Genomic DNA, 23,948 nt, shown 5'->3' with positions numbered 1-23,948 from the left:
AAAGAAAAGAATAATGTTTTTTATTTATCAAATGGGCGGCGGGGGCGCAGCAAGAACACTGCTCAATATCATCAACAATATTGACCGGACGAAGTTCACGCCCGTACTCGTGACGCTCAATTACGATGGCAGCTACGAGAAGTATATCAATGAAGATGTTAAATTTATAAAATTAAAGACGAAAAGGCTGCGCAGCGCGATACTGCCGCTCCGAAAAGTGATCAGAGAAGAGCGGACGGAGCTCGTATTCAGTACGATTCCAAATTACAATATCATAGCGCTTCTTGCGACCATGCTGTCGTTCACGTCAGCTGAAAATGTCGTGAGGGAAGCGGCCTACCTCGGCGGCAGTGCAAAAGAAAATCTGAAATTACGTTTTGCAGGTCAGCTCTACAGACGGGCAAAAAAGGTAATCGCACTGTCAAAAGGTGTTAAAAAGAATATTATTAACAGGTATAAAGTGAATTCTGATAAAATTGATATTATATATAATCCGGTTGATATTGAAGGCATTCGGGAGATGATGGCAAAAGATGAAGTTTCAGATGTGCACAAAGCGATTTTTGAAAGCAGTGGCAGGACGATCATCACAGCAGGACGCCTTCATCCAGACAAAGACCAGAAAACATTATTGAAGGCATTTAAAAAAGTGAGAGAAAATCATATGGACAGTCATCTGTTCATTCTCGGTGAAGGCGGGCTGGAGGCAGATCTGAAGCAGATGGCCGTCGATTTAGACATTGAAGATTCCGTTCATTTTGCGGGCTTCCAGCATAACCCATACGCCTACTTCAAATATGCAGACTTGTTTGTACTCTCATCGGTAAGGGAAGGTTTCGGTCATGTACTGACAGAAGCAATGGCTACGGGGACACCGGTTGTATCAACGAAGGCACGTCCCGGCGCGGAAGAAGTGTTGGCGTATGGAGAATACGGGTATATGTGCGAACCATCCGACGCGGCGGCGCTAGCGGCCGGCATCAATCATGTATTTGAGCTCAGCGACAGTGAAAGAGAAGACATCATTGAAAAAGGCCTGGAACGTGCAGAAGAATTCCATGTAAATAAAATCACCCGGCAGTATGAACAGATGTTTACAGAAGTACTGGAAAAATAATTGAAAAACAGGAGATACAATATGGAAACAAAAAAACGTGTGGTACACATGACTACCGTTCATCACCCTTACGACCCCAGAATCTACCATAAACAGTGCAAGTCACTGGAGAACGCCGGTTTTGATGTCACGCTGATAGCAAGACGTGATCCTAAAGGGAACGATGGTGATAAAACAATCAACCATATTTTACTTAAAACATATAAAAGCCGGTTGAAACGCATGGTTTTCGGTACAATCGATGCTTATAAAAAAGCAAAATCGATGAATGCGGATATCATTACTTTTCATGATCCGGAACTGCTGCCGGCTGCATGGCTGCTAAAAAAGCAAAATCATGTCGTCATCTATGATATTCATGAAGATTACATTACGAGCATCATGCAAAAAGATTATTTAAGTGAACCTGTGAAAAAAATAGCGGCGTCCGGTTATAAGTTAATGGAGAAATTCTTCACAAAAGGCATGGGACTGTCACTTGCTGAAAAGTATTACCAGGATATTTATCCTGACGGTGTATGGATACTGAACTATCCAACTGTCAATGAAAAATTCATCGAACATGAAAGAACCGGTGAAGTTGAAAACAAAGTATTGTACACAGGAAATGTTTCACATGTGCGCGGGGCAAGATATCATGCAAAACTCCCTGTAATCGATCCGGATATCGACGTCCATTTCGTCGGCAAGTGTCCGAGCGAACTGGCAGATGAGATGTACGACGTGGCGGGAGAACATAAGAATAGACTTCATATAGAGGGTATCGACAGCTTCATTGAAAAAGAAGTGATAGAAGAGAGATACCTTGAGAGGAACTGGCTGGCCGGCATCGCCATGTTCCCACCGACAGAACACTATAAGAAAAAAGAGCTGACAAAGTTTTTTGAATATATGAATGCAGGTATTCCTGTCATCTGTTCTGATTTCCCGGTGTGGAAAGCATTTGTAGAACGACATGAATGCGGTATAGCTGTAAATCCGGAAGATGACGAAGCGATAAAAGAAGCGATTGATTATCTTAAGAACAACCCGGAAGAAGCATCGAAAATGGGCAGAAACGGCAAGAAAGCCGTCATGGAAGAGTTGAACTGGCAGACTCAGGAATATAAATTGATTCGCTGGTATAATGGTCTGTTGAATGAAGAATTATCTTCCGGAACCGGAGAGGAGGTCTGATACTATGACTCATGACAAAGAACCGGTGATTTCGATCATCACTCCCGCATACAACTCAGAGGTATTCATCAAAGAAACGATTCAGAGCGTGTTGGATCAGACGTATTCCGACTGGGAAATGATTATTGTTGATGACCGCTCGAAGGACAATACAGTCAGCCTCATAAAAGAAATGATGGACAAGGATACCCGGATCAGACTGATAGAACTTGAAAAAAACTCAGGTTCAGCAGTCGCTCGCAACACTGCGATTGAACATTCAAAAGGCCGGTACATCGCATTTCTGGACAGTGATGACAGCTGGTATCCTAAAAAGCTGGAGCATCAGCTTAAATTTATGAAGGATGAAGATATCGCATTTTCCTTTACTGAATATGTCCGTACACTCGAAGACGGCACAGAAACGGATTATATTTCAAAAGCACCAAAGACCGTCGACTGGGATGCCCTGATGAAACGTTGTGTCATCGGCTGTTTGACGGTAATGATCGATACTGAAAAAACCGGAGAAATAAGAATGGTGGACATCCGCACCCGCCAGGATTATGCACTGTGGCTCAGTCTCACAAGACAGGGTCATACTGCATATGGTCTGCAGGAAGTACTTGCGAAGTACAGGGTGGTGGGCGATTCGATTTCAAGCAACAAATGGAAAGCTGCTAAAAGAAACTGGTATGTTTTCAGACATATTGAGGGTCAGAATCTGCCAAAAGCATTATGGTACTTCGGCCACTATGCGGTCATTGCCATAAAAGATTTGATTAAATATAAAATAGTTGTAAACAGAAGGGCCGGGAGTTGAAATTCCGGCCGCTAGTAAACTAGGCGGTGTCATTTTTAATTATGAAAACTTATTTAAAGGAAATGTTAAGTCGTAAAGACTTGTTATATTATTTAGTGAGATCCGGTTTAAAAGCGGAACACCGCAACAGCTACCTGGGCTATTTATGGTGGCTGCTTGATCCACTTCTTAACGTATTGGTTTTTTATTTTCTTATCGTAGTGATATTGGACCGGGGGGATACAGAGAACTTTCCTCTGTTCCTTGTCATCGGGCTGATTGTCTGGCGTTGTATCAGTACGACATTGAACTCGTCATCAGGTTCCATCATGAGATACAGTTCGATAGTGAGTCAGGTCTATCTGCCTAAATCACTGTTCCCGATATCATTTACACTCACCCAGCTGTTCAACTTTTCATTTGGGTTCATAGTGATTGCAGGGTTCCTGGCGTGGTTCCGTGTGATGCCGGGGTGGGAAATCGTATTTCTGCCGCTCTTGATCATCATACAGACGACATTCCTGCTGGCAATCGGTATGATTCTTGCTTTTGTGACGGTCTTTGTAAGGGATATTGAAAACGTGCTCCAATATGTCACACGTGCATTTTTCTACGCATCCCCGATCATCTGGGAAGGCGGCAGACTGCCGCCGGAGTACGGCTGGGCAGTGACATACAACCCGATCGCCGTAATCGTCACAGCCTACAGAGATATATTGATGTATGCGAGCCTGCCGAATTTTCTTGGTCTCGGTATCATCTTTATAGTATCCACTGCAGTAATCGTGTTCATGCTTTGGTACTACAGCAGAAATGAATATAAGATAATCAAAGCGATGTAAAGACTGAAAGCGAAAACGAATTTAAGAAAAAGAGGGTTTTTGAATTGGCTATAGGCGAAGATTCAAAAATGAATGAAGAAACTGACAATAAAAAAACGGTGATAAAATCTGAAGGCGTCGGTATCAGCTTTTTCTCAGGAAACCATGCCGCAGATTTCAAATCCAGAATACTCGACTTTTTTCAGACTTGGAAACTGCCGGAGAGACATCTTGTAAATCCGCTGAAGGACATCAGTTTTGAAGGGAAAGAAGGCGAAATACTCGGTATCATCGGATCGAATGGTGCAGGGAAATCAACGCTGTCCAAAATAATCGCCGGTATTCTGAAAGAGGATTACGGCGTGATGGAAGTGAAGGGTAAGGTCACTGCGCTCTTCAGTTTCGGCATGGGTTTCAATCAGGAACTGCCCGGCAGGGAAAACGTTTATTTGAACGGTTTGATGCTAGGCATCGATAAAAAGGAAATCGACAGATACATTCAGGATATAAAGGACTTTTCAGACCTCGGCGATTTTTTCGAGCAGCCGATGAAGTATTATTCAAGCGGAATGAAATCAAGGCTCGGTTTCAGTGTGGCGGCCAACCTCCACCCAGAAATACTGGTCATCGATGAAGCGTTGAATACCGGGGACGGAAAATTTTCACAAAAAGCCTCACAGAAGATGAAGTCGCTCGTAAAGGATGCGAAAATGGTCATCCTGGTCACCCACAGTCTGAGATATGCACAGCGGAACTGTAACAGGATCATGTGGCTCGATAACGGGGAAGTCCGGGAAATCGGCGACCCGAAGACGGTCATTGCGAATTACCGCGCGACTGTACCGAAGCGGAACATTCAAAGAAGGCGCGGCAAACTGCAGCTTAGAAAGACTGAAACGAATATGACGGACAATGTCGTTATCCGTGCGAATGATGTCAGTGTTAAATATAAGCTGACCACCGGTGATTTCTGGGCGTTGAAAGATGTTAACTTCGAAGTCCGGGAAGGCGAAGTTGTCGGCATCATCGGCCACAACGGTGCCGGTAAGAGCACGCTATGTAAAACACTCACCAAAATTCTGAGACCGGACGAAGGGCATATGGAGCTCTACGGAGAAACTTCGGCGCTGCTCGGCTACGGAACGGGTTTCAATCCCCATCTCACAGGCGAGGACAACATTTATCTGAATGCGCTTCTGCTGGGAATTCCAAAAAGCCGGGTGGATGAAAAATATGACAAAATCATTGAATTCACCGGGCTTGGCGACAAAGTCAAAAAGCCTGTAAAAGATTTTTCGAGCGGTCAGAAAGCACGTCTCGGCTTCAGTATCGCAGCCAATCTGCAACCCGATATATTCATCGTTGATGAAGCCCTGTCGACAGGTGACCTTGCGTTCCAGCAAAAAGCGAGCGAACGTATACAGGAAATGATGAGCCGGGCAAAAGTGGTGATCATCGTATCCCACAGCCTGTCATTCATTGAAAAAATATGTACCCGCGGTATATGGATGGACCAGGGACGGGTGATGTTTGACGGGACTGCAGAAGAAGCGGTATATAAGTATAAAGAATCTCAAGGGCTGCTTAAAAAACCGGTACAGAAACGTCCTGTCGGACGAAGACAGGGCGCCGCCAAGGGCCAGGTCAACAGAAGAGCCGCCAACAGACAGCAGCAGAAAGTGGTAAATAAGAAAGCCGGCCCTGGGACTGTGAACAGGAAGCAGCCGGGAAAGAATCAGGCAGTAAACCAGAAAACGACTAATAAATAGTATGAAAGTGGTGTTTTGATGCTGAAAAAATTAATATCAAAGCCTGTGGACTGGGTCGTCTATTCAGTGATGGGTGAAAAACAGCGGAAACAGATTGGTGATATGCTTTCAAAAAAACAGAAAGAAAATATCACCCGGCTGCTTAACGGTAAGAAGTTTCGTGAAAGACGGAAGCTGAAAGCATTGAAGCACCACTTGTATAATCTGGGATTCACCGAAAGAGCATTGAAAGATATGCGTGAATTTCTGGTGGAAACAGAGAATAGTGAAATGAAAAGACTCATCTCCTGGGAGATGAGTCTTTGGCACGCCAATAAAAATACTGTCGAAGGTGCCAAAGAGGCGGTAAAGTTTCTGCCGGAGGCGGCAGAAGGTGAAAATAGTCCTGATCAACTGAGAAGAATCATCATTGTCACTGCAGAATGCTTCGGCCGTCTGTCCCATAAAGAACATGCCCGTGAACTGCTGGAAAAACAACTGACCAGCGCCCCGCATCCAGATCTGTATCTTGCGCTGGCAAATCTTGAAGAAGATATCGAAGAACGCATGAAAATCATCAACAAAGCATTTGAGATATATGATTTAGAGCCGATCGGTTTTAAAACAGATTACAATACAGCGACTTACGATGATCTGGTTACATTATCTTCTGATAAAAACAAAAAAGTACATGAAGAACCGAAAGTTTCAGTGATTCTTCCAGCGTATAAAGCGGCGTTCGGAATCAGAATCGCAATAGAGTCTATACTTTCCCAGTCATGGCAGAACATAGAACTGCTCGCTGTGGATGACTGCAGTCCGGATGACACAGTTGAAACCATCAAGGAATATGCGAGGAAAGATCCAAGGGTAAAACTGTTGTCCACACCAACCAACAGCGGTCCGTATACAGCAAGAAACATCGCTATGAAAGAAGCGACGGGTGAGTTCATCACGATCAATGATGCGGATGACTGGTCCCACGAACAGAAGATTGAAACTCAGGTCAGACATCTATTGGAAAATGATAAAGTCATCGCAAATACTTCAGAACACGCAAGATTGACTGAAGATTTGACATTGTACAGAAGAGGGACGCCCGGCAAATATATATTTCCGAATATGTCGTCGATCATGTTCAGAAAAGATCAAGTACTTGAAAAACTCGGCTACTGGGACAGTGTGCGTTTTGCAGCAGACGGTGAATTCAAGAGACGGCTGATCAAAACATTCGGGCAGAAAAGTTATGTTGACTTGAAATCCGGACCGTTGTCACTGCCGAGACAATCCGTATCGTCACTGACCGGCAGTTCGGCATTCGGTTATGACGGATTTTTCATGGGCGTCAGAAAAGAGTATGTCGAGAGCCTTGAATATTATCATGATTCGGCAGACGGTCTCTACTACCCCTATCCCCAGGTGAGACGGCCATTCCCGGTGCCTGAACCGATGTGGCCTGTACGAGAGGGAAAAACAGACGGTTACAGAGATTTTGATGTCGTTTTGACAGGAGATTTCAGAAAGAACAGTACTGGACATATTTACAAAATCAATGAACTGAAAAAGGAATATGGACGCATTGGACTGGTGCAGCTTTATGAATATGATCTAAACTTCCAAAGCGGCATTCAGCAGAATATACGGAATGTACTGGATGGTAATAAAGTGCAGATGCTTGTCTATGGTGAGAAAATCAGGACAAGGCAACTGATTATAACAGAGCCTGAACTGCTGCTTACATGGCAGAAATACCGGCCGGAAATAAAGGCGGAAAATGTCACGGTAAAAAACATGGAAACGGTTGAAAGCAGATATAAAGCACAGGTCTTGGAGCGGATCGAAGAGTATTTCGGTAAAAGAGCGGAGGATGTTTAGGATGCTTAAACAAGAACAGCTCGCAGCGGAACTGCAGCAGCTGCAGGCCGTGCTTGCAAGAAGCGAGGCAGAAAAAGCAGAATCCATCCACGACCTGAAAACAGCACAGATGGAATTCAATGCCGCAGAAAAATTCATCAATAATGCAAAAAACATCCCTGGAAATTTAAAGGGGTTTGTCCGTACGACCGGTGCCTACGCACTCGGCAGAAGAAACTGTAAACAGCTGTACAGTCCTTCCTACAGAAGAAAAGATGCACAGAATAAGCTGAAGCAGTATACTTATCATCTGTACGAACTGGGTTTTACCAAAAGAGCGCTGAAAGATCTGGAACAGCTGTATGAAACGACGAAAAATAATAATTTGAAAAAAGCGATCGCCTGGGAGCTCACACTCTGGCACGCCAATAAATACACCGAAACAGGTGCAGAGCAGGCATTTGTATACTTACCGCAGGCAGTACACGGCGTTAAGGACAAAGATTTTTTAAGAAGAGCCGCAATCATCGCTGCAGAATGTGCAGACAGGCTGGACCATAGAACGTCTGCCAGGAAAATTTTGAAGACGGTCATGCACCAAAACCATCCGGATATCTATCTTGCGATGGCGAACTTGGAAGAAGGTCTGGATGAACGTACAAAGTGGGTGAATAAGGCAATCAGCGTTTATAATCTTTCACCCATTGAATTTAACGGCAGCACATACGAGGACCTGACGGCAGTAAGACCGCGCAAGGCACACGGACCGAAAGTAACAGTCATCATGCCGGCCTACAATGCTGCAGAAGGGATTACAACGGGAATCGACTCGATCCTCAGTCAGACATGGGAAAATATCGAACTCATAGTTGTTGATGACTGCAGTTCTGACAATACCAGAGAAGTAGTTGAAAGATATGCAGAAAAGAACAGCAGGGTAAAACTTCTGTCCACACCTGAAAACAGCGGGCCGTATGTCGCTAGAAATATCGCATTGAAAGAAGCGGCAGGCGAGTTCGTCACGATCAATGATGCTGATGACTGGTCCCATCCTGAAAAAATTGAAACACAGGCCAAACACCTGATGGACAATGAAAATATCATTGCCAACACATCCGCCCATGCACGATTGACCGAAGAACTGAAACTGCATAGAAGAGGCACTCCCGGAACTTATGTTTTTTCAAATATGTCATCTCTGATGTTCAGAAGACGGCAAGTTTTAGAAAATATCGGTTACTGGGATACTGTACGTTTTGCAGCTGACAGTGAGTATAAAAAAAGAATCGCAGTTGTATTCGGCAGCAGTGCGGTAAAAGATCTCGACAGCGGACCGCTTTCTTTTCCAAGACAGGCTGCAGGGTCACTCACAAGCAGTTCAGCCTTCGGTTATAAAGGATTTTTGATGGGCATTAGAAAAGAATATGCGGAAGTGCACAGACGGTTCCATAGTCATGTGGACAGACTCGCATTGTCTTACCCATTCAATCAGACCGAACGTGCATACCCGGTACCTGAACCGCTGTGGATGAAAAGAGAAATGAAAACAGGCGGATACAGACATTTTGATGTCGTCATCATAGCAGATTTCAGATTGGACGGGGTCCGTCATCAGGATACCATCAAGGAAATACAGCTCAATAAACAGCGCGGACTCCGTACAGGACTCGTGCAGATGGCTCATTATGATTTCAGCATCAAGAAGGAAATCGACGACAGCATCAGACAGCTGATAGACGGCAGCCATGTACAGATGATCGTTTACGGGGAATTTGTGAATGCCGAGGTAATGATCATTAAACATCCAGGTGTATTTGAAGATCATCAGGAATATATTCCGGTCATCAGAGCAAAAGCTGCACGGGGTGTTATAGAAGATACTTTCAGTGAGTTGAGGCAGTGTACTCGAAATGCTTCAGAATATGCTGGCAAAGAGGTAAAATGGTATCCAGTAAATGATAAAGTGCGTGAAACCATCAATGAAAAGCATATCAGACTGACAGCTGACAACTGGACAGACTATGCGCACAGGCTGGATGACTGGATCATTTAAAACTCTGTTAAGAAGAAGGCGGTGAAAATTATGGCTGACAGTGAAAAGAAGGAAAAGCACAAACTGATCAAAGCGTTGATTCACACAAAAGCTGAAATAGACAAAGCTGGGCGGGAAAGATCTGCAGCGGATAAACGTACGCATCAGATTAAAAGCAGCAGGACATATAAATCAGCAGGGCCGTTGAAAAAACTGGGGAAAAAGAATGCAGTTGATAATGAAATCCACATACTTGAGGAAGAATTGAAAACTACACGTAAAGAACTCCTGGAAACCAAAGAAGCACTTCAGCTGGCAAAATTGGACAGTACTTCAATGAACAGCGTCAAAATTCAAAAATCTGTAAGAGAAATGAAAAATGATGCCAATCTCATCGATTATATAGAAAAAGCGGTCAGACAGAAGAACCGCCATGATGAAAACTACAACCAGGCACTTACATATGCCGGAAGGTTATTTATGAATGAACAGGATGACTACAAGTCGGCAATCTATTCAACGCTTCTTCCCGGCCTTAAAATCGAAGATATTCCTGAATTCATGATGAGAGAGGCACTGACAGATAACATGCAGCTGAAAGACGCTGCCTCGTTCAGAGCGAGCCTTAACATGAGGATTAGACAGTACCAGCTGACAGGATTCCTGCCTGAATATGTATTGGATGACAAGCAGACAGCTTATGAATTCATGGACAGACTGAAGATCAGAAGACCGTGGACGGAAGGAAGAACGTATCGCGCAGAAGCGCTCCCTTTCGAAGTGTCGACAGTGATCAAACCCGCTGACGGAGCAGGGGCGAGAGGCGTATACCTCATCCATGACTTTAATGATATAATTGACCTCAAACGTGCAAGGAAACTAAGCAGCACCGAGGAACTTGTAAAAAGTATGAAACAGGATCTGGAATCTGGATGGGTAGTGCAAGATGATTGGATGGCTGAAGAACTGATTCTTGAAGATAAAGAGAATAAAACACCCGGCAGCGATATAAAATTCTACTGCTTCTATGGGAAAGTAGGCCTTATACTTGAAATCAACAGATATCCTGAGCTGAAATACTGTTGGTGGACAGCGGATGGCAGGCGGGTTCACACAGGGAAATATGACAATGAACCATTTAATGGTGAAGGTGTCACCAAAGAAGAGATTGAAATGGCAGCAAAGATAAGTGAAGAGATTCCGGCCCCTTTCATACGAATAGACTTCTTGAGATCTGAAGATGGACTTATATTCGGTGAATTCACGCCAAAACCGGGAAATTATGACGATTTTGATGTTGAGACCGACCAGTGGATGGGAGATTATTTCCTTGAAGCAGAAGGCAGGCTGACGTACGATTTAATCAATCACAAAACGTTCGGAACATATATGGACTTAAGCCAAAGATAGACGAGTGTTTAGAATTTAGGAGGACTTACGAATGGAAGAGAATAGAACGGAATGGTTGCCGCATTTATCAAATGAAGTTGTTTCTGAAGTTGAAGGTAACTTTCTGGACGCATATGCCGTAGCTCTTGAAGGATGGCGCAGAGGATTGAAGTTAAGATGGCATGTGAAAGACTCTGAAAAGTTTAAGGAAATGGAAACGTGGTTTGTTGAGCGTCCCGGGCAGCTTTTTTCATTGAGCTCTAAAGAAGAGACGCATTATTTCTTCAGATCCCGCGGAGACAAAGTGACAAATGAAGCTGTTCAGATCGGCAGAAACAAAGAAAAGACAAATGACTCCCTTAAAGATGCAGGTGTATTGATACCTGAAGGAAAGCGTTTCGCTGAAGGAGCGCAGGATGAAGTGCTGATCAGTTACGCAGAAGACCTGGGATATCCCATCGTATTAAAGCCGACTGACGGCAGTTTTGGAAGAGGTGTCGTCTCCAATATAACGAGCTCAGGAGAACTCCAGAATGCACTTGTCTATGTACGTGAAGAACTCGGCTATAGAGATGTCATCATAGAACAATATATCGAAGGTGAAGACTACAGATTATATGTAGTCGGCAAGCAGGCAATCGCAGCAATGCACCGTATCCCTCCCAATGTTACAGGGGATGGAAGCTCTACCATCAAACAGCTGATTAAACAGAAAAATGAAATCAGGAACGATAACCCAAGACTGATCAGCTGCCCGATAATTGTCAATGACGAAACGAAAGATTATCTGGCAAGAAAAAATTATAATTTGAAGACTGTGCCAAATGCAGGCGAGCAGGTCTTTCTCAGTGATAAAGCAAATATTTCAATCGGCGGCGACCCTGTCGATATATTCGATGAAATATCACAGGAAGTGAAAGATTCGGCGGTGGACGCCTTAAAAGCAGTACAAGGCTTGGAGCATGGTGCAGTGGATATGATTCTGGATAAAAATGAGAAAGCATATGTTATAGAATTGAATCCAACATCACAGCTTGGCGGATTACTGTTTCCAATCAAAGGGAAATCGAGAGATGTACCTTCAGCGATTATTGACTACTATTTTCCGGAGACTGAAAATCACGACATTGACAGGACACGCGCCTATTTTGATTTTTATGATGTACTCGACCCGCTGCAATCCAGAGATGCTGCAACAACGACTGTCACACCATCTCCGTCTGGAAAAATTTTTGCGAAGAAGTATTTTGTCACAGGCGATGTTCAAAATATCGGTTATCACCGTGGACTGAGGAAACAGGCATTTGAAAGATACCTTCATGGTTCCGTCATGAATCTTGAAGATGGGGGAATCGAAGTCATTGTCGGTGGTACAGACCCTGCGATGGTCGATGATTTTGAAAATGGATTTTGGGAAGATGAAGAGAGGGCTCAAGTATTTGAAATCGAGAAAGAGGAATACAAAGGGCCGATCAAAGTCGGATTTGAAATTAAAACAGATCTGAAAACACAGTTGAAAGAATTGAAGGAATATAAAAGAGAACTGGATATTACTGAATATGAAAGAAAGAAAGCGGAAGTTGAGAACAGAAAATTTCATCGCAGTACTTCCTGGAAAGTCACACTGCCAGTGCGTCTGGCGGGCGGAGTAATTAAAAAGTTCAAAAAATAAATATTTAAAAGATTCCACAGGGAGGAATTATAAATGGAAGGAAATGAAGGCATCAGCCTGCCTCAACTGACCGGAGATATTGTTAAGAATGCCAGAAAAACACGTCTGGATGCATTTGCTGTTGCCATAGAAGGCTGGCGCAGAGGTCTTAAATTGACATGGTATACAAAAGACTCAGAACATTTCGATGATATGATCATTTTTGGTGTCAATCCGCCAGGGAGATTGTTTTCCCTGTCCAGCGATGAGAAAACACATTATTTCTTTAGGACGCGCGGAGACCTGGTTTCCAATGAAGCAGTGGAAGTCGGTTCAGAAAAAGATGAGACAAAAGAAATTTTACTGGAAAAAGGCGTTCCTGTACCTCTGGGTAAAGGATTTCCACCGGAAGCAACAGATGAAGAGATTATCGAGTATTCAAAAACAATTGACTATCCAATCGTTTTTAAACCCACGAATGCCAGTCAGGGTAACGGTGTCGTCACGAATATACAGGATGATGAAGGTTTCCTGAAGGCATTGAAGTATGTCCGTCATGATCTGGGTTATAAGGAAGTCATAGTAGAACAGCATGTCGAAGGCGAAGAATACAGGGTTTATGTAGTGGATGACAAAGTGGTCGCAATCTATAACAGGAAACCTGCAAATATCATCGGTGACGGCAAGCATGACATCGAAGAACTGATCGGTTTGAAGAACAGGGAAAGACGAAAGAATGCCCGTCTGAACAGCTGTTTGATTGAAATGGATATAGAAATTCTGGAATTCATCCAGGAGGCCGGCTACGCTCTGACGAGCATACCTGAAAAGGGAGAACGCATTTATCTCAGACAAAAAACGAACGTGTCGACAGGGGGAGACCCGTTAGATGCAACAGATGACCTGTCAGATGAGATTAAACAGATTGCTGTAGATGCTCTAAAGGCATTACCCGGTTTTATACACGGTGGGGTAGATATCATCGTAAATGAAAATAGAGCTCAAAATGTGCCCGCAGTAGTCATAGAATTGAATCCGACTGCGCAGATTGGCGGTGCACTATTCCCGCTCAGAGGGACTGCACGTGACGTTCCAGGTGCAATCATAGATTATTATTTTCCGGAAACTGCACATATTGATACATCCGAATCCAAGGTGTACTTCGATTTCATCAATGTACTTGAGCCTCTTGAAAATCGATCGGCGATTGAAGTTGAAGTATCACCCGCACCCATGGGCAAACTTCACATCAAGCGATTCGTAGTGACAGGTCAGGTACAACGTCACAATTATCACCGCTGGCTGAAACAAAGCGCCCTTGACAGGAATCTGCATGGTTATGTGAAGAATACTGTATTTAATGAAATTGAAATTGTTGTTGCAGGTACGGATACTGCGGTTATCAATGAATTTAAAGAACAGATATCAAATTACCCACAGGCTTCCAAAGTAGAAAATATTACTGAAGAAAAATGGGATGAGCCGGTGACGGTCGGATTTGAAATCACTGAAAAATATAATACAAGAAGTGTTAAATCAGTCCAGCATGCATTGCGCCGTATGAATAAAGATCTGGTCCACCTTAGAAAACAAAGAGACAGGGTCGTCAAAGATAATAAGCATATTTTAAACAGTACCTCATGGAAGTTCACATCTCCACTGAGAACACTGGGTGAAAAAGTCAAAAACAGAAAGTCACAGTAGACTTTAGTTACGGAGGGATTAAATGGCAGATTTTTATCCATTTTGGCTGGACAAAGAAATGCTGAAAGGTGTACGCAGATTCAATATAGATGCCTATTTGGTAGCACTTGAAGGCTGGCGCAGGGGGTTATCCCTGACCTTCTATGAACACCGTACTGCTAAAACGGACATGAAATTGATCGGCTTTGATCCGGTAGGTAAACTGTTCTCACTTTCGTCAGAAGACAAAAAACACTTCTTCTACAGGACAAGAGGAGATAAAATATCCAATGAAGCGGTCGATATCGGTACTGATAAAGAACTGGCAAAAAAATATCTGGAAAATGCAGGTGTACCCGTTCCTGAAGGGTTTAGCTTCACAAGCGAAACGTCTGTAGAAGAAGTGACAGAATTAATATTTCAAAAAAACAGCCCCTTCGTATTGAAACCAACCTTCGGCAGTCTTGGCAAAGGCGTGACAACTAACATCCAGACGAAGGAATTTTTCAAGGAAAGTCTGGAGTATATTAAAGAAACATTTGACTATAGCGATTTTATTGCAGAACAGCATATCGAGGGAGAAGACATCCGTGTTTATGTGGTCGGTGATGAAATCGCAGCTGCAACTAAACGTATTCCAGCCAATGTGACCGGAGATGGTACAAGTTCAATCAAAGAACTCATTGTTGCTAAAAATATATCGAGAAAAGAAAATCCGCATACAGTGACCAGACTGATTAAAATTGATGACAGAATGAAAGATTATCTGAAGAAACAGAATCTGCAGCTGTCTCATGTGCCGGATAAAGGCGAAACAGTTTATCTGAAAGGTGAAAGCAATATTTCTGCAGGTGGAGATTCAATTGATGTCACTGACTCGATCAGGCCTGATGTCAGAGAAGTTGCTGTTGCCGCTGTAAAAGCCATTCCGGATCTGCACCATGCAGGGGTCGATATGATTGTAAACGATGAAGATGCGGTTGTTATTGAAATTAATTCTACAGGAAGTACCGCTCTGCATACTTTCCCATTGTTCGGTGAATCACAGAATGTAGCAGAAAAAATAATTGATTATTATTTTCCAGAAACAAAGAATCAGATAAGAAGTAACATGCTTTACTTCGATTACAGAGTCATCCTTAAGCAGTTAAGAAGTAACTCCATCAAACAGATTGAGATTACCGATGCGCCGGTGGGTGAGCTCTATGCCAAGCGCTATATCATTTCTGGCAAAGTTCAAAAAGTCGGTTATAGAATATGGGCTGAAAATAATGCAATCAGAGAAGGACTCCACGGCTATGCGCGTAATTTGAAAAATGGTGATGTTGCAGTGGTTGTCGGTGGATTGGAAAAAGAGAAAGTAGATAGTTTCAAACACCTTTGTTTTGAAGGTCCAAAACGATCCAAAGTTAATAAAATCAGAGAGCATGTATGGAAAAAGGGTATTCAAATAGGATTTGAAATAAGGAGTAATTGATATAGCGTCAATTGTAAATATATATTTTATATAAAATTTTATGTGGAGGTTTGCAATGTCTAAAATTACATTGGCTGCAACTGGTGATGTACTACTTCATTCAAGAATATACAATATAAGTAAAATAAAAAGTGGTGGCTATGATTTTACTGATAAAATGGCACCTGCAAAAAAACTATTAGGAGCTGCAGATATATCTGTTGTAAATTTAGAATCATTAGTAGCAGGAGAAGAGATGGGGCTAGAGTCTTTTCCAAAATTTAATAATCCAGTTGAATTAGTAGAAAACCTTAAGTCTTTCTCAACGGATATTGTTACAAATTCTAATAATCATACAATGGATTTTGGTGAAGAAGGTGCTTTAAAGTCAATAGAAAATATTGAAAAAGCTGGTTTAATGTATGTTGGATCTCATAAATCTAGGGAAGATCAAAAAGATTTTAGAGTTATTGAAAAGAATGGTATTAAATGTGCTTTTTTATCTTATAGTGCTACTCATATGGGAGATTTTGCACCAAAAGATAAAACATATCTCTTGAATCGAATCAGCGGACCTAGATTTAAAAAACTAAGAACGGATATTGAGCTTTTAAAAAAAGAAAAAAAGCCTGATGTAATAGTTGTATCATTGCATTATGGCAGAGAATTTATGCTTTATCCAATATCCTATCAAAAAGAAATATCTGCTTATCTTTCTGACGCAGGTGCGGATGTCATTATTGGAAACCATCCACATGTTCTTCAACCTGCGGAATGGATAATAAACTCCAGAGGGAAAAAATCATTTGTCATATACTCACTAGGGAATTTTTATTCAGGTCAGAAAGGAGTGTACAGGCAGATAGGCGGTGTGCTCTCTTTAGATATAATAAAGAATTCAGAGAAAAAACCTGGTATTGAAATACAAAATCCAGCGATTGACCTTACTTATGTTGATGCCAATCGGAAAGGTGGATATCAAATGTACCATTTCCTTGAATATATAGAAAAAAATCCATATTTGAAAACATTACATGGTGAATTTGACGCTCTAGATATTTATAGTGAGCTGAGTAATAGATTCAAAAGTTGGATGCCTGAGATTGAATTGAGATAATAAATAGGGGTGAGACATAAGCCCTAACTAAAATTGAATGCCCGCAGTAAAATTCACATTTTACTGCGGGCATTTCTTATATAAATAGAAGACAAAACAAAGCCCTTCTTAATACAATGTAAGTGACGAAACCAACAAAGAAAGAAGGAACTTTATATATAAAGATTATAGCAAAAAGCAAATCACGCTGCCACTCGATTTAGAAGTCCTCCTGCCCGAATATGATATCTCGCTTGCCGTGAAAATTTTGGTGGAAAGCATTCCAGCATATACTGGATGAAATAGTGGGCGGCTCCAGTTATAGAAGTGAATCGAATTACAAAATGATTATGGATGACTATGAGCGCACCGACTTAATTCCTTTCATCACCTACTACAAAGAAAAGAAGAAAAAATATAAATATGATGAAAGGCCTCCTGCGAACAAATATGAAAATAGACATGAAAAATGGCGATGCATCTTGATTTTAAAATGCATCGCCATTTTTCTTAGTTTTAAAGGCTTTCTGTTCCATCCCTATTAATTAGTCTTTTTTTCTAAACTTTCCAAGGGACCTAATAGGTTGTGTCACTTTCCAAGATGTACTTTTTTCCATGTGATTAAGTCGTTTTTTAAGTTGTAGATTTTGTTTCTTTGTAATGTTCATGATACTTTCTTTTTGTTCATATTTAGCCAATTTCTTTTGTAATTTATGATATTCATTCTGGAGATTGCTATATTTATCTAAATCATTTTTTGACGCACGACTCTGATTTACTTTTACAAAATTTTGATCGATAATTTTGAATCCATGAGAGATTGGGGTTGTTCTTGGTTTGGTAGTAATTTTAGCCCCTTTTGACACTTTTTTAATATATCTATTGAACTGTTCATAAAATAAATTAACTTTATCATCATTACCACCAACAACAACAACAATGGAATTATTTATTGGTTTTATATAACCATTTAATCTATTATTAAAAGCTAATTTTCGGATCCTAGCAGCTAATTTTTCTGTGTAACTACATCCAGAAATGACATATCGCTTTAAAGCGATTGGTAGAGATGGAAATTCAGGCAATTTAATTCTAGCAGCGTTTCTTGATAGACTGGAGCCAAACAGGTAATCATAATCAATATAAAGCTGCTTTGCTTCTTCTCGATTATAGCTTTTAGTTTCTGGAAAATAATGGTCAATAATAGCTGAAGGAATATCTCTAGCTTTCCCGTAGGAGGGATAAACATGTGATCTGATTGATGCTCTGGAATTAATTTCTAAAACAACTCCAGTATTATCTTCAGAATTAATCATTATATCTACACCAGCTTGAACAAGAGTTGGGATAGCTTTTGTTGCATCAATAGCCAATTGAATCATTTCTTCAGGAATATCATCTGTGACGTCTACAGCTTCGCCACCCGCAGAAATATTACTTTTAGATTTTAGAAAGACTACTTCTCCTTCTTTTGGTATGCTTTGCATTGTATAGCCGATTTTTCGCAATTGTTCTCTAGTTTCAGCATTTACTATAATTGGTTTATTTGTTATCGAGAGAATTTTTTTACGATCTTTATTTTTTAAATTTAATAAAGTTTCAATTGTATCCGTGCCGTTTCCTTTAACACTTGCTGGTTCGCGTTTTATAACACCAATCACTTTATCATTGATGACATAGAAGCGATGATCTTCTCCGTAGAAATGCTTTTCAACGATGACGGTTTTATAATTGAGTTGGTTTCTTATATATTTTAAAGTACTTCTCATTTCTTGTTCATTTTTAATATTTGCTATTACACCTTTACCAGCGAATCCAATTGGTGGTTTTACAACTAGTGGATAGCCTACTTTATTTGAGTATGCTACAATTTCTTCATCTGTAATATCAGACTCAAAAAATTCACCTTCAGGAGTATTTACGCCAGCTTTCCTTAAATATTCTTTAGTTAAATGTTTATTCTTTACGATTTTTTTGGCTTTAGCTGATACGGTATCACCTGTAGAAATATTGAACTTATGCGTTTTTTCCTTATTACTAATATAAAAATTTGGAATTAGAGTACCTGCTTTATCTATATTCAACTGATAATCTACAGAAAGACCTCTCCTCCAAGCTTCAAGAATTATTGTATAACTGCTGAGTCTATAATTATATGCACTCTCAGGTATACAATTTATTAAATGGTTTAAAAAACGTTTATCTTTTGTAAGGTCCATTTTTTTAATCCTTTCCAAATCAAATAGTCTTTAGAAGAATATAATTAACATACTCTATAAATTTTAACATAGAAATATAATTTATTCACTTAAAGTAACAAGATGAATTAGTATGCAAGTTTTAAATTTCAGATAATATTTTGAAATTTATTGGCATCAGTTATATGATACAAATTTGACCAGTATATATCGAAGTTTGCAACTGTATAAAATATATAATATAATATCTTAATCTATCATGGTTAATTTGGAGCATCAGTTTAATCTATTTATTAGTATACTATATTGATTCTACTTCTAAAATTTAGAAAATAAATTATAATGAAATTTGTGTAAGTTTTCGTAAAGCTATTATGAAAATACAAACATTATTCGGTGGAGGTAAAAAATGTCAAATGAAAATGAGGAATTTAAAGAATTAGGAATATTAACTAAAAATAAAAACTTTAAGAAATGGTCAGAAGCTGGTCTTATGGATAAATTGGATAAAAATTTAATTAAAGATGTGCAAAATTTTTGGAAAAACAAAACTAATAGAAAAGTTGATCCAGCGCTACACATTGCATATATGAATTTAACAGGTATAAAAGATAAGAGACTGGTTACGGCGGGTGTTATGCATTACGAAGTTCTTCCAGTATTTAATGATTACAGCTTAACAGATTATTATGGTGACAAAAATATTTATGATCTGTTGATAGATTCTTCACGTTCAGCGACAACGGTGTTGAGGAATATTAGAGGAAAATATTTTGATCCGGATTATAATATTATTGATCCTGAAACAGCGGAATCAATTTTATTAAATATTGATAGCTCGATGATTATTAAACCAAGTAAATCAAATAATGGGGCAGGGATAAAAAAACTTACGGTACAACATGATAAAATTTATATTGGTGAAGAACATGTGACAATACGTCAATTATTAAAGAAGTTCAAAGAGAACTTTATTATTCAAGAGATGTTAGAGCAACATCCAAATATGGCTGCTCCCCATCCAGCATCGGTAAATACAATTAGAATGCTTACATTCAGGTGGAAAAATGAAGTGAAATATCTCCTGGCATTTGCTAGATTTGGCAGCAATGATGATATCAGAGATAATGCAAGTGTAGATGTCAGTCCTCGAGTTGGAATAAAAGATTCAGGAGAATTTTTTGAATATGGTATTAGTCAAAATCTAGAAATAATAACGCATCATCCTACGACAGGATTTGAAATGGCAAAACTAAAACCAATTCCTAATTATGAAGAGTTCAAGCAATTTGTTAAAGACAGTCATAAAAATTTATTACATGTAGATTTAGTTTCTTGGGATATTGCAGTTGGTAAAGATGGAAAACCGGTGTTTATTGAAGCAAACTTTGCTGGATCTACAGCATTTTATCAACTAATCTCACAAAAATCTATGTTCGGCGATATCACAGAAGAAGTGATGGAGCATGTTAAAAAAGAGGTACAGACAAAAAAACCTATATTGGAAAAGCGTTATGTTAAAAAACAAGAAAAAAGAAAAGAAGAAAGAATAAAAAAAGAGGAAGAAGAAAAACAGAGACTTATCCATAATTTAAAAGCAGATTTGGAATCTGTATGGAGAGATAAAAACGAAGGCATTAACAAATTCAATAAAAAAGTTGATAATGATGAGGAATTTCAGCTATTACGAAAAGAAAATGAGAAATACAAGAAAGAATACAATAAATTAAAACAAAGTTCCAGTTGGAAATTGACTGCACCACTGCGTAAAATCAGTTCATTAATCAAGAGAAAGTAGTAGCATATAAACTTTCTGATTGTTAACACTTAAGGAGAATGCTTATGTACACAAGAAATGTTGAACTGATGTCACATTTGCCTAAAGAGGTAGTAGGTGATATAACAGGTTTTAAATTAGATGCTTATCTCGTGGCTCTTGAAGGATGGAGAAGGGGTTTGACTCTAAGATGGTATAAGGATGAAACCAGATTTTGTAAGTTAGCAAGAAAAAATGGCAGTATAAGTGGCAGGTTTTTCTCTCTAAGTTCTGATCAGAAAACTCATTATTTTCTCAGTTCCAGAGGGGATAAAGTAGCTAATAAATCTGTTTATATAGCACAGGATAAAGAAGAAACCAAAAGAATCGTTCAGGATAAAGGTGTGCCTGTTACAAAAGGGAAAACCCTGAACGTAAATGATGATAGTGTTTTTGATTATGCACAAGAAATAGGATTTCCAGTTGTTATAAAACCAGCTAAAGGCAGTATGGGTAGAGGAGTATACACAAATATTAAAACTCCGGAATCTTTAAAAAATGCGATTGGAGATTTTAAAGCAAGACATAAATATACAGAGATTATTATGGAAAAACATTATTTTGGAAACGAATATCGTATGTATGTCGTAGGAGATAAAGTAATAGGAGCAACAAATAGAGTTCCGGCCAATATTCAAGGTGATGGAATACACTCTATTGAAGATCTCATAAAGTTAAAGAACGAAGAAAGACAAGGGAATCCGTATCTTAAGTCAAAACCTATCAAAGTTGATTATGAAATTAAACTAGCTTTGGAGGAAAAAGGGTTGACATTGGATAGCGTAATCGGTGATGGAGAAACGCTAGGGTTAAGGAAAGTAAGTAATCTATCAGCCGGTGGTGATCCTTTAGATTCTACAGATGAATTAACTGATGAGGTAAAACAAGTTGCTGTTGATGGATTGAATGCACTTCCAGCTATACCTCATGCAGGTGTGGATGTCATAGTTGACCCAGAAGATAATAAAAAAGGGGTTATTTTGGAAGTAAATGCAACGGCAGAAATTGCTTTCCATATGTTCCCTTGGGAAGGTAAAGGGAGAGATGTTTCTGGAGCTATAATAGATTATTATTTTCCAGAAACAATAAATGTTAAAAAATCACTTTGGTATTTTGATTTCCATAGTGTTTTAGAGCCATTGAAAACCTGGTCAGCAGATGAAATAATCATAAAAAAAGCGCCTGATTTAACTCATGAATTATATGGGAAACAATTTATAGTGCATGGAAAAGTCCTGAAAACAGGTTATATGACTTATATTAGAAAGCAAGCATTAAAAAGAGACGTACAAGGATATACAAGAAAGCATGGCTCCAGTTCAATAGAGGTTTTTTTAGTGGGAGCGGATAAAAAAGAATTAGGTAGATTTAGAGATATATGTCAGAGAGGAACCAAAAAATCTAAAGTTGAATCAATAGAAGAAAAAGAAGTTCTTATTGATGATAAAACTTTGAAATTAGGTTTTGAAATACTAACTACTAAGAAAAAATAATAAAACATCCTTGTAAAATTATATGTTTCAAGTTTTTACAAGGATGTTTTATTTATTGATATACTTATCCTCAAAGTTAATTTTTTCAATTAATCATACGAAAGCAACCGCAGTAGTGTTACTGATTTCTAACGTCATCATATAAAAATTGTTGATAAGAACATTTATAATTATGCAAATAAAATCGGTTTTCCTAGAGCAATTTAACTTGCCAAGGACATTATATATAGAGGAATCTATACCAATATCAAAGCAAGTAGAGCAAAAAAAGTCACGATTGCATATGATCTTATAAACACTTCGATGCATGCTAGAAGATTTGTAATTAAAAAAACAAAAAATGTAAAGTTGAATCATTGGAAGAAACAAAAATTTCTGTGAACAGTAAGACTTTCAAGCTCGGATTTCAAATATTACTCAGTAATAAAAAGTAGAAAGTTTTCTAAGTTTGTATAGAGGAGATAATTTAAAAATGCTTGTTGGTGTAATGTCTACTTATAGAAGACCGCCCAAACTTATAAAACTTACAGCTTTAATCAGTAAAGCTTATGGTATAGATATTATTTTTGTCCGGCCGCCAGACGTCAATATAGAAAAAGAAACTTTGACAGGAAAAATGTTAATAAATAATAAATGGGTAACCAAAGAAAGAGAGATACCCGAATTTATAGATATTACTCCATATTGTTTTAAAAAGAAGTATAAGCCCGTGACTGATTACTTGAAAAAAAAGACGTTTCTTTCAGATAACAGAAATAATGTTTTAACTAAAGAAGCACTGCAGGAATATTTGAAAGAAGACCCGGAGTATTCTCACTTAGTATTGCCGACTCGAAAAGTGCTGAGTTATAATGACATATCACAATATTTAGAACAGTATACAAAGGTTGTGTTAAAACCGTCTGATGGTATTCAGGGCAAAAGAATCTTCATTGTAGAGAAAACAGTAGATGCATATATAATTGGCCATAATACATTAGAAAAACGCATAAGTGAAGAGGAATTTTATAATTTATACAGAGAGAAAATAAAGAATCAGATGTATCTGGTACAAAAATATATTGTATCAAGGACGCTTCAGGGCGATCCTTTCGACTGCAGAATACATGTTGAAAAAAATAGAGACGGCAAGTGGGAAAGTGCAAAAAATTACATCAGAATAGGTATTGGCCAAAAAGTTATATCAAACGTCAATCAAGGTGGCGGAATAGCGGATCCTATTCCATTTTTAAAAGCAAATTACGATGACAAATGGAAAGAGATAAACGAAAAGCTCAAGGAATTAGCTGTTACTCTGCCTTATAAAGTTGAGGAATTGAGAGGAACACATATAATGTCTCTGGGAATTGATATAGGTATCGGCAAAGATGGTAAACTGTACTTATTCGAAGTCAATGACGGCCCTGCATTCAAGTCTATAATAGGTGAAATAGCATATTTAAGAAGTAATTATTATAAATATGTTCAACATAAAATACTTGGTATCAATAACGAGCAGAACATTTCATCACAAAACAATAAAGGTAGATCATCAAATATTTTAAGAACATCATTGAAACCACTAAAAAATTTGAAAAGAATCATGAATACTTTAAAATCAAAAGTTACAAAATAAAATATCCTCTGTTGCGTATTTA

Annotated in this window: 16 protein-coding genes; 15 read left to right on the top strand and 1 reads right to left on the bottom strand. The window is 39.2% G+C overall.

The window, feature by feature from the left end; translation table 11 throughout:
* Positions 1–13: 13 nt before the first annotated feature.
* The 12 genes from ACY8DT_RS03275 to ACY8DT_RS03220 all read left to right on the top strand — a co-directional run bounded on the left by ACY8DT_RS03275 (position 14) and on the right by ACY8DT_RS03220 (position 16,825).
* Positions 14–1,117 carry a glycosyltransferase gene (locus ACY8DT_RS03275; protein ID WP_462421514.1) on the top strand — a complete coding sequence of 368 codons (1,104 nt, stop codon included), beginning with the start codon at positions 14–16 and terminating at the stop codon, positions 1,115–1,117.
* Positions 1,118–1,138: 21 nt separating this feature from the next.
* Positions 1,139–2,293 carry a glycosyltransferase gene (locus ACY8DT_RS03270; protein ID WP_462421513.1) on the top strand — a complete coding sequence of 385 codons (1,155 nt, stop codon included), beginning with the start codon at positions 1,139–1,141 and terminating at the stop codon, positions 2,291–2,293.
* A gap of 4 nt (positions 2,294–2,297) precedes the next feature.
* A complete protein-coding gene (locus ACY8DT_RS03265; RefSeq protein WP_462421512.1) occupies positions 2,298–3,095 on the top strand; it encodes a glycosyltransferase family 2 protein in 798 nt (265 codons plus the stop codon).
* Between the two features lie 41 nt (positions 3,096–3,136).
* Positions 3,137–3,916 carry an ABC transporter permease gene (locus tag ACY8DT_RS03260; protein WP_462421511.1) on the top strand — a complete coding sequence of 260 codons (780 nt, stop codon included), beginning with the start codon at positions 3,137–3,139 and terminating at the stop codon, positions 3,914–3,916.
* A gap of 68 nt (positions 3,917–3,984) precedes the next feature.
* Positions 3,985–5,664: an ABC transporter ATP-binding protein gene (locus tag ACY8DT_RS03255; protein ID WP_462422215.1), complete on the top strand. Its 1,680-nt coding sequence runs from the start codon at positions 3,985–3,987 to the stop codon at positions 5,662–5,664.
* Between the two features lie 18 nt (positions 5,665–5,682).
* Positions 5,683–7,518 (top strand): glycosyltransferase family 2 protein, encoded by a 1,836-nt coding sequence (locus ACY8DT_RS03250; RefSeq protein WP_462421510.1) that lies wholly within the window; start codon positions 5,683–5,685, stop codon positions 7,516–7,518.
* Position 7,519: 1 nt separating this feature from the next.
* Positions 7,520–9,550 (top strand): glycosyltransferase family 2 protein, encoded by a 2,031-nt coding sequence (locus ACY8DT_RS03245; protein ID WP_462421509.1) that lies wholly within the window; start codon positions 7,520–7,522, stop codon positions 9,548–9,550.
* Between the two features lie 30 nt (positions 9,551–9,580).
* Positions 9,581–10,939 carry an ATP-grasp fold amidoligase family protein gene (locus tag ACY8DT_RS03240; RefSeq protein WP_462421508.1) on the top strand — a complete coding sequence of 453 codons (1,359 nt, stop codon included), beginning with the start codon at positions 9,581–9,583 and terminating at the stop codon, positions 10,937–10,939.
* A 31-nt stretch (positions 10,940–10,970) separates the two neighbouring features.
* On the top strand, positions 10,971–12,590 hold the full coding sequence (locus ACY8DT_RS03235) for an acylphosphatase (protein WP_462421507.1): 1,620 nt from the start codon (positions 10,971–10,973) through the stop codon (positions 12,588–12,590).
* A 33-nt stretch (positions 12,591–12,623) separates the two neighbouring features.
* Positions 12,624–14,273, top strand: a complete 1,650-nt coding sequence (locus tag ACY8DT_RS03230) for an acylphosphatase (protein ID WP_462421506.1) — start codon at positions 12,624–12,626, stop codon at positions 14,271–14,273.
* Between the two features lie 22 nt (positions 14,274–14,295).
* Positions 14,296–15,729 carry an acylphosphatase gene (locus ACY8DT_RS03225; RefSeq protein WP_462421505.1) on the top strand — a complete coding sequence of 478 codons (1,434 nt, stop codon included), beginning with the start codon at positions 14,296–14,298 and terminating at the stop codon, positions 15,727–15,729.
* A gap of 55 nt (positions 15,730–15,784) precedes the next feature.
* Positions 15,785–16,825 (top strand): CapA family protein, encoded by a 1,041-nt coding sequence (locus ACY8DT_RS03220; RefSeq protein ID WP_462421504.1) that lies wholly within the window; start codon positions 15,785–15,787, stop codon positions 16,823–16,825.
* Positions 16,826–17,349: 524 nt separating this feature from the next.
* On the opposite strand, the gene ACY8DT_RS03215 is transcribed toward ACY8DT_RS03220, so the two are convergent.
* Complete coding sequence (locus ACY8DT_RS03215) at positions 17,350–19,023, bottom strand: ATP-grasp domain-containing protein (RefSeq protein WP_462421503.1); 1,674 nt, start codon at positions 19,021–19,023, stop codon at positions 17,350–17,352.
* Between the two features lie 388 nt (positions 19,024–19,411).
* On the opposite strand from ACY8DT_RS03215, the gene ACY8DT_RS03210 reads away from it, so the two are divergent.
* The 3 genes from ACY8DT_RS03210 (at position 19,412) to ACY8DT_RS03200 (ending at position 23,926) form a co-directional block, all read left to right on the top strand.
* Positions 19,412–20,800 carry a sugar-transfer associated ATP-grasp domain-containing protein gene (locus ACY8DT_RS03210; RefSeq protein WP_462421502.1) on the top strand — a complete coding sequence of 463 codons (1,389 nt, stop codon included), beginning with the start codon at positions 19,412–19,414 and terminating at the stop codon, positions 20,798–20,800.
* A 44-nt stretch (positions 20,801–20,844) separates the two neighbouring features.
* A complete protein-coding gene (locus ACY8DT_RS03205; RefSeq protein WP_462421501.1) occupies positions 20,845–22,311 on the top strand; it encodes an acylphosphatase in 1,467 nt (488 codons plus the stop codon).
* Between the two features lie 472 nt (positions 22,312–22,783).
* Entirely contained in the window at positions 22,784–23,926 is a 1,143-nt protein-coding gene (locus ACY8DT_RS03200) for a YheC/YheD family protein (RefSeq protein ID WP_462421500.1), read from the top strand.
* Positions 23,927–23,948 lie beyond the last annotated feature (22 nt).

This window comes from Salinicoccus sp. Marseille-QA3875, assembly GCF_054950095.1.
The sequence above is the reverse complement of the archived record's forward strand: the minus strand, read 5'-3'. Positions and strand labels throughout refer to the sequence as shown.

Excerpts from the sequence above, each read along its gene's own strand:
- ACY8DT_RS03275 (WP_462421514.1), top strand. The coding sequence starts at position 14 with ATGTTTTTTATTTATCAAATGGGCGGCGGGGGCGCAGCAAGAACACTG.
- ACY8DT_RS03270 (WP_462421513.1), top strand. The coding sequence starts at position 1,139 with ATGGAAACAAAAAAACGTGTGGTACACATGACTACCGTTCATCACCCT.
- ACY8DT_RS03265 (WP_462421512.1), top strand. The coding sequence starts at position 2,298 with ATGACTCATGACAAAGAACCGGTGATTTCGATCATCACTCCCGCATAC.
- ACY8DT_RS03260 (WP_462421511.1), top strand. The coding sequence starts at position 3,137 with ATGAAAACTTATTTAAAGGAAATGTTAAGTCGTAAAGACTTGTTATAT.
- ACY8DT_RS03255 (WP_462422215.1), top strand. The coding sequence starts at position 3,985 with ATGAATGAAGAAACTGACAATAAAAAAACGGTGATAAAATCTGAAGGC.
- ACY8DT_RS03250 (WP_462421510.1), top strand. The coding sequence starts at position 5,683 with ATGCTGAAAAAATTAATATCAAAGCCTGTGGACTGGGTCGTCTATTCA.
- ACY8DT_RS03245 (WP_462421509.1), top strand. The coding sequence starts at position 7,520 with ATGCTTAAACAAGAACAGCTCGCAGCGGAACTGCAGCAGCTGCAGGCC.
- ACY8DT_RS03240 (WP_462421508.1), top strand. The coding sequence starts at position 9,581 with ATGGCTGACAGTGAAAAGAAGGAAAAGCACAAACTGATCAAAGCGTTG.
- ACY8DT_RS03235 (WP_462421507.1), top strand. The coding sequence starts at position 10,971 with ATGGAAGAGAATAGAACGGAATGGTTGCCGCATTTATCAAATGAAGTT.
- ACY8DT_RS03230 (WP_462421506.1), top strand. The coding sequence starts at position 12,624 with ATGGAAGGAAATGAAGGCATCAGCCTGCCTCAACTGACCGGAGATATT.
- ACY8DT_RS03225 (WP_462421505.1), top strand. The coding sequence starts at position 14,296 with ATGGCAGATTTTTATCCATTTTGGCTGGACAAAGAAATGCTGAAAGGT.
- ACY8DT_RS03220 (WP_462421504.1), top strand. The coding sequence starts at position 15,785 with ATGTCTAAAATTACATTGGCTGCAACTGGTGATGTACTACTTCATTCA.
- ACY8DT_RS03215 (WP_462421503.1), bottom strand. The coding sequence starts at position 19,023 with ATGGACCTTACAAAAGATAAACGTTTTTTAAACCATTTAATAAATTGT.
- ACY8DT_RS03210 (WP_462421502.1), top strand. The coding sequence starts at position 19,412 with ATGTCAAATGAAAATGAGGAATTTAAAGAATTAGGAATATTAACTAAA.
- ACY8DT_RS03205 (WP_462421501.1), top strand. The coding sequence starts at position 20,845 with ATGTACACAAGAAATGTTGAACTGATGTCACATTTGCCTAAAGAGGTA.
- ACY8DT_RS03200 (WP_462421500.1), top strand. The coding sequence starts at position 22,784 with ATGCTTGTTGGTGTAATGTCTACTTATAGAAGACCGCCCAAACTTATA.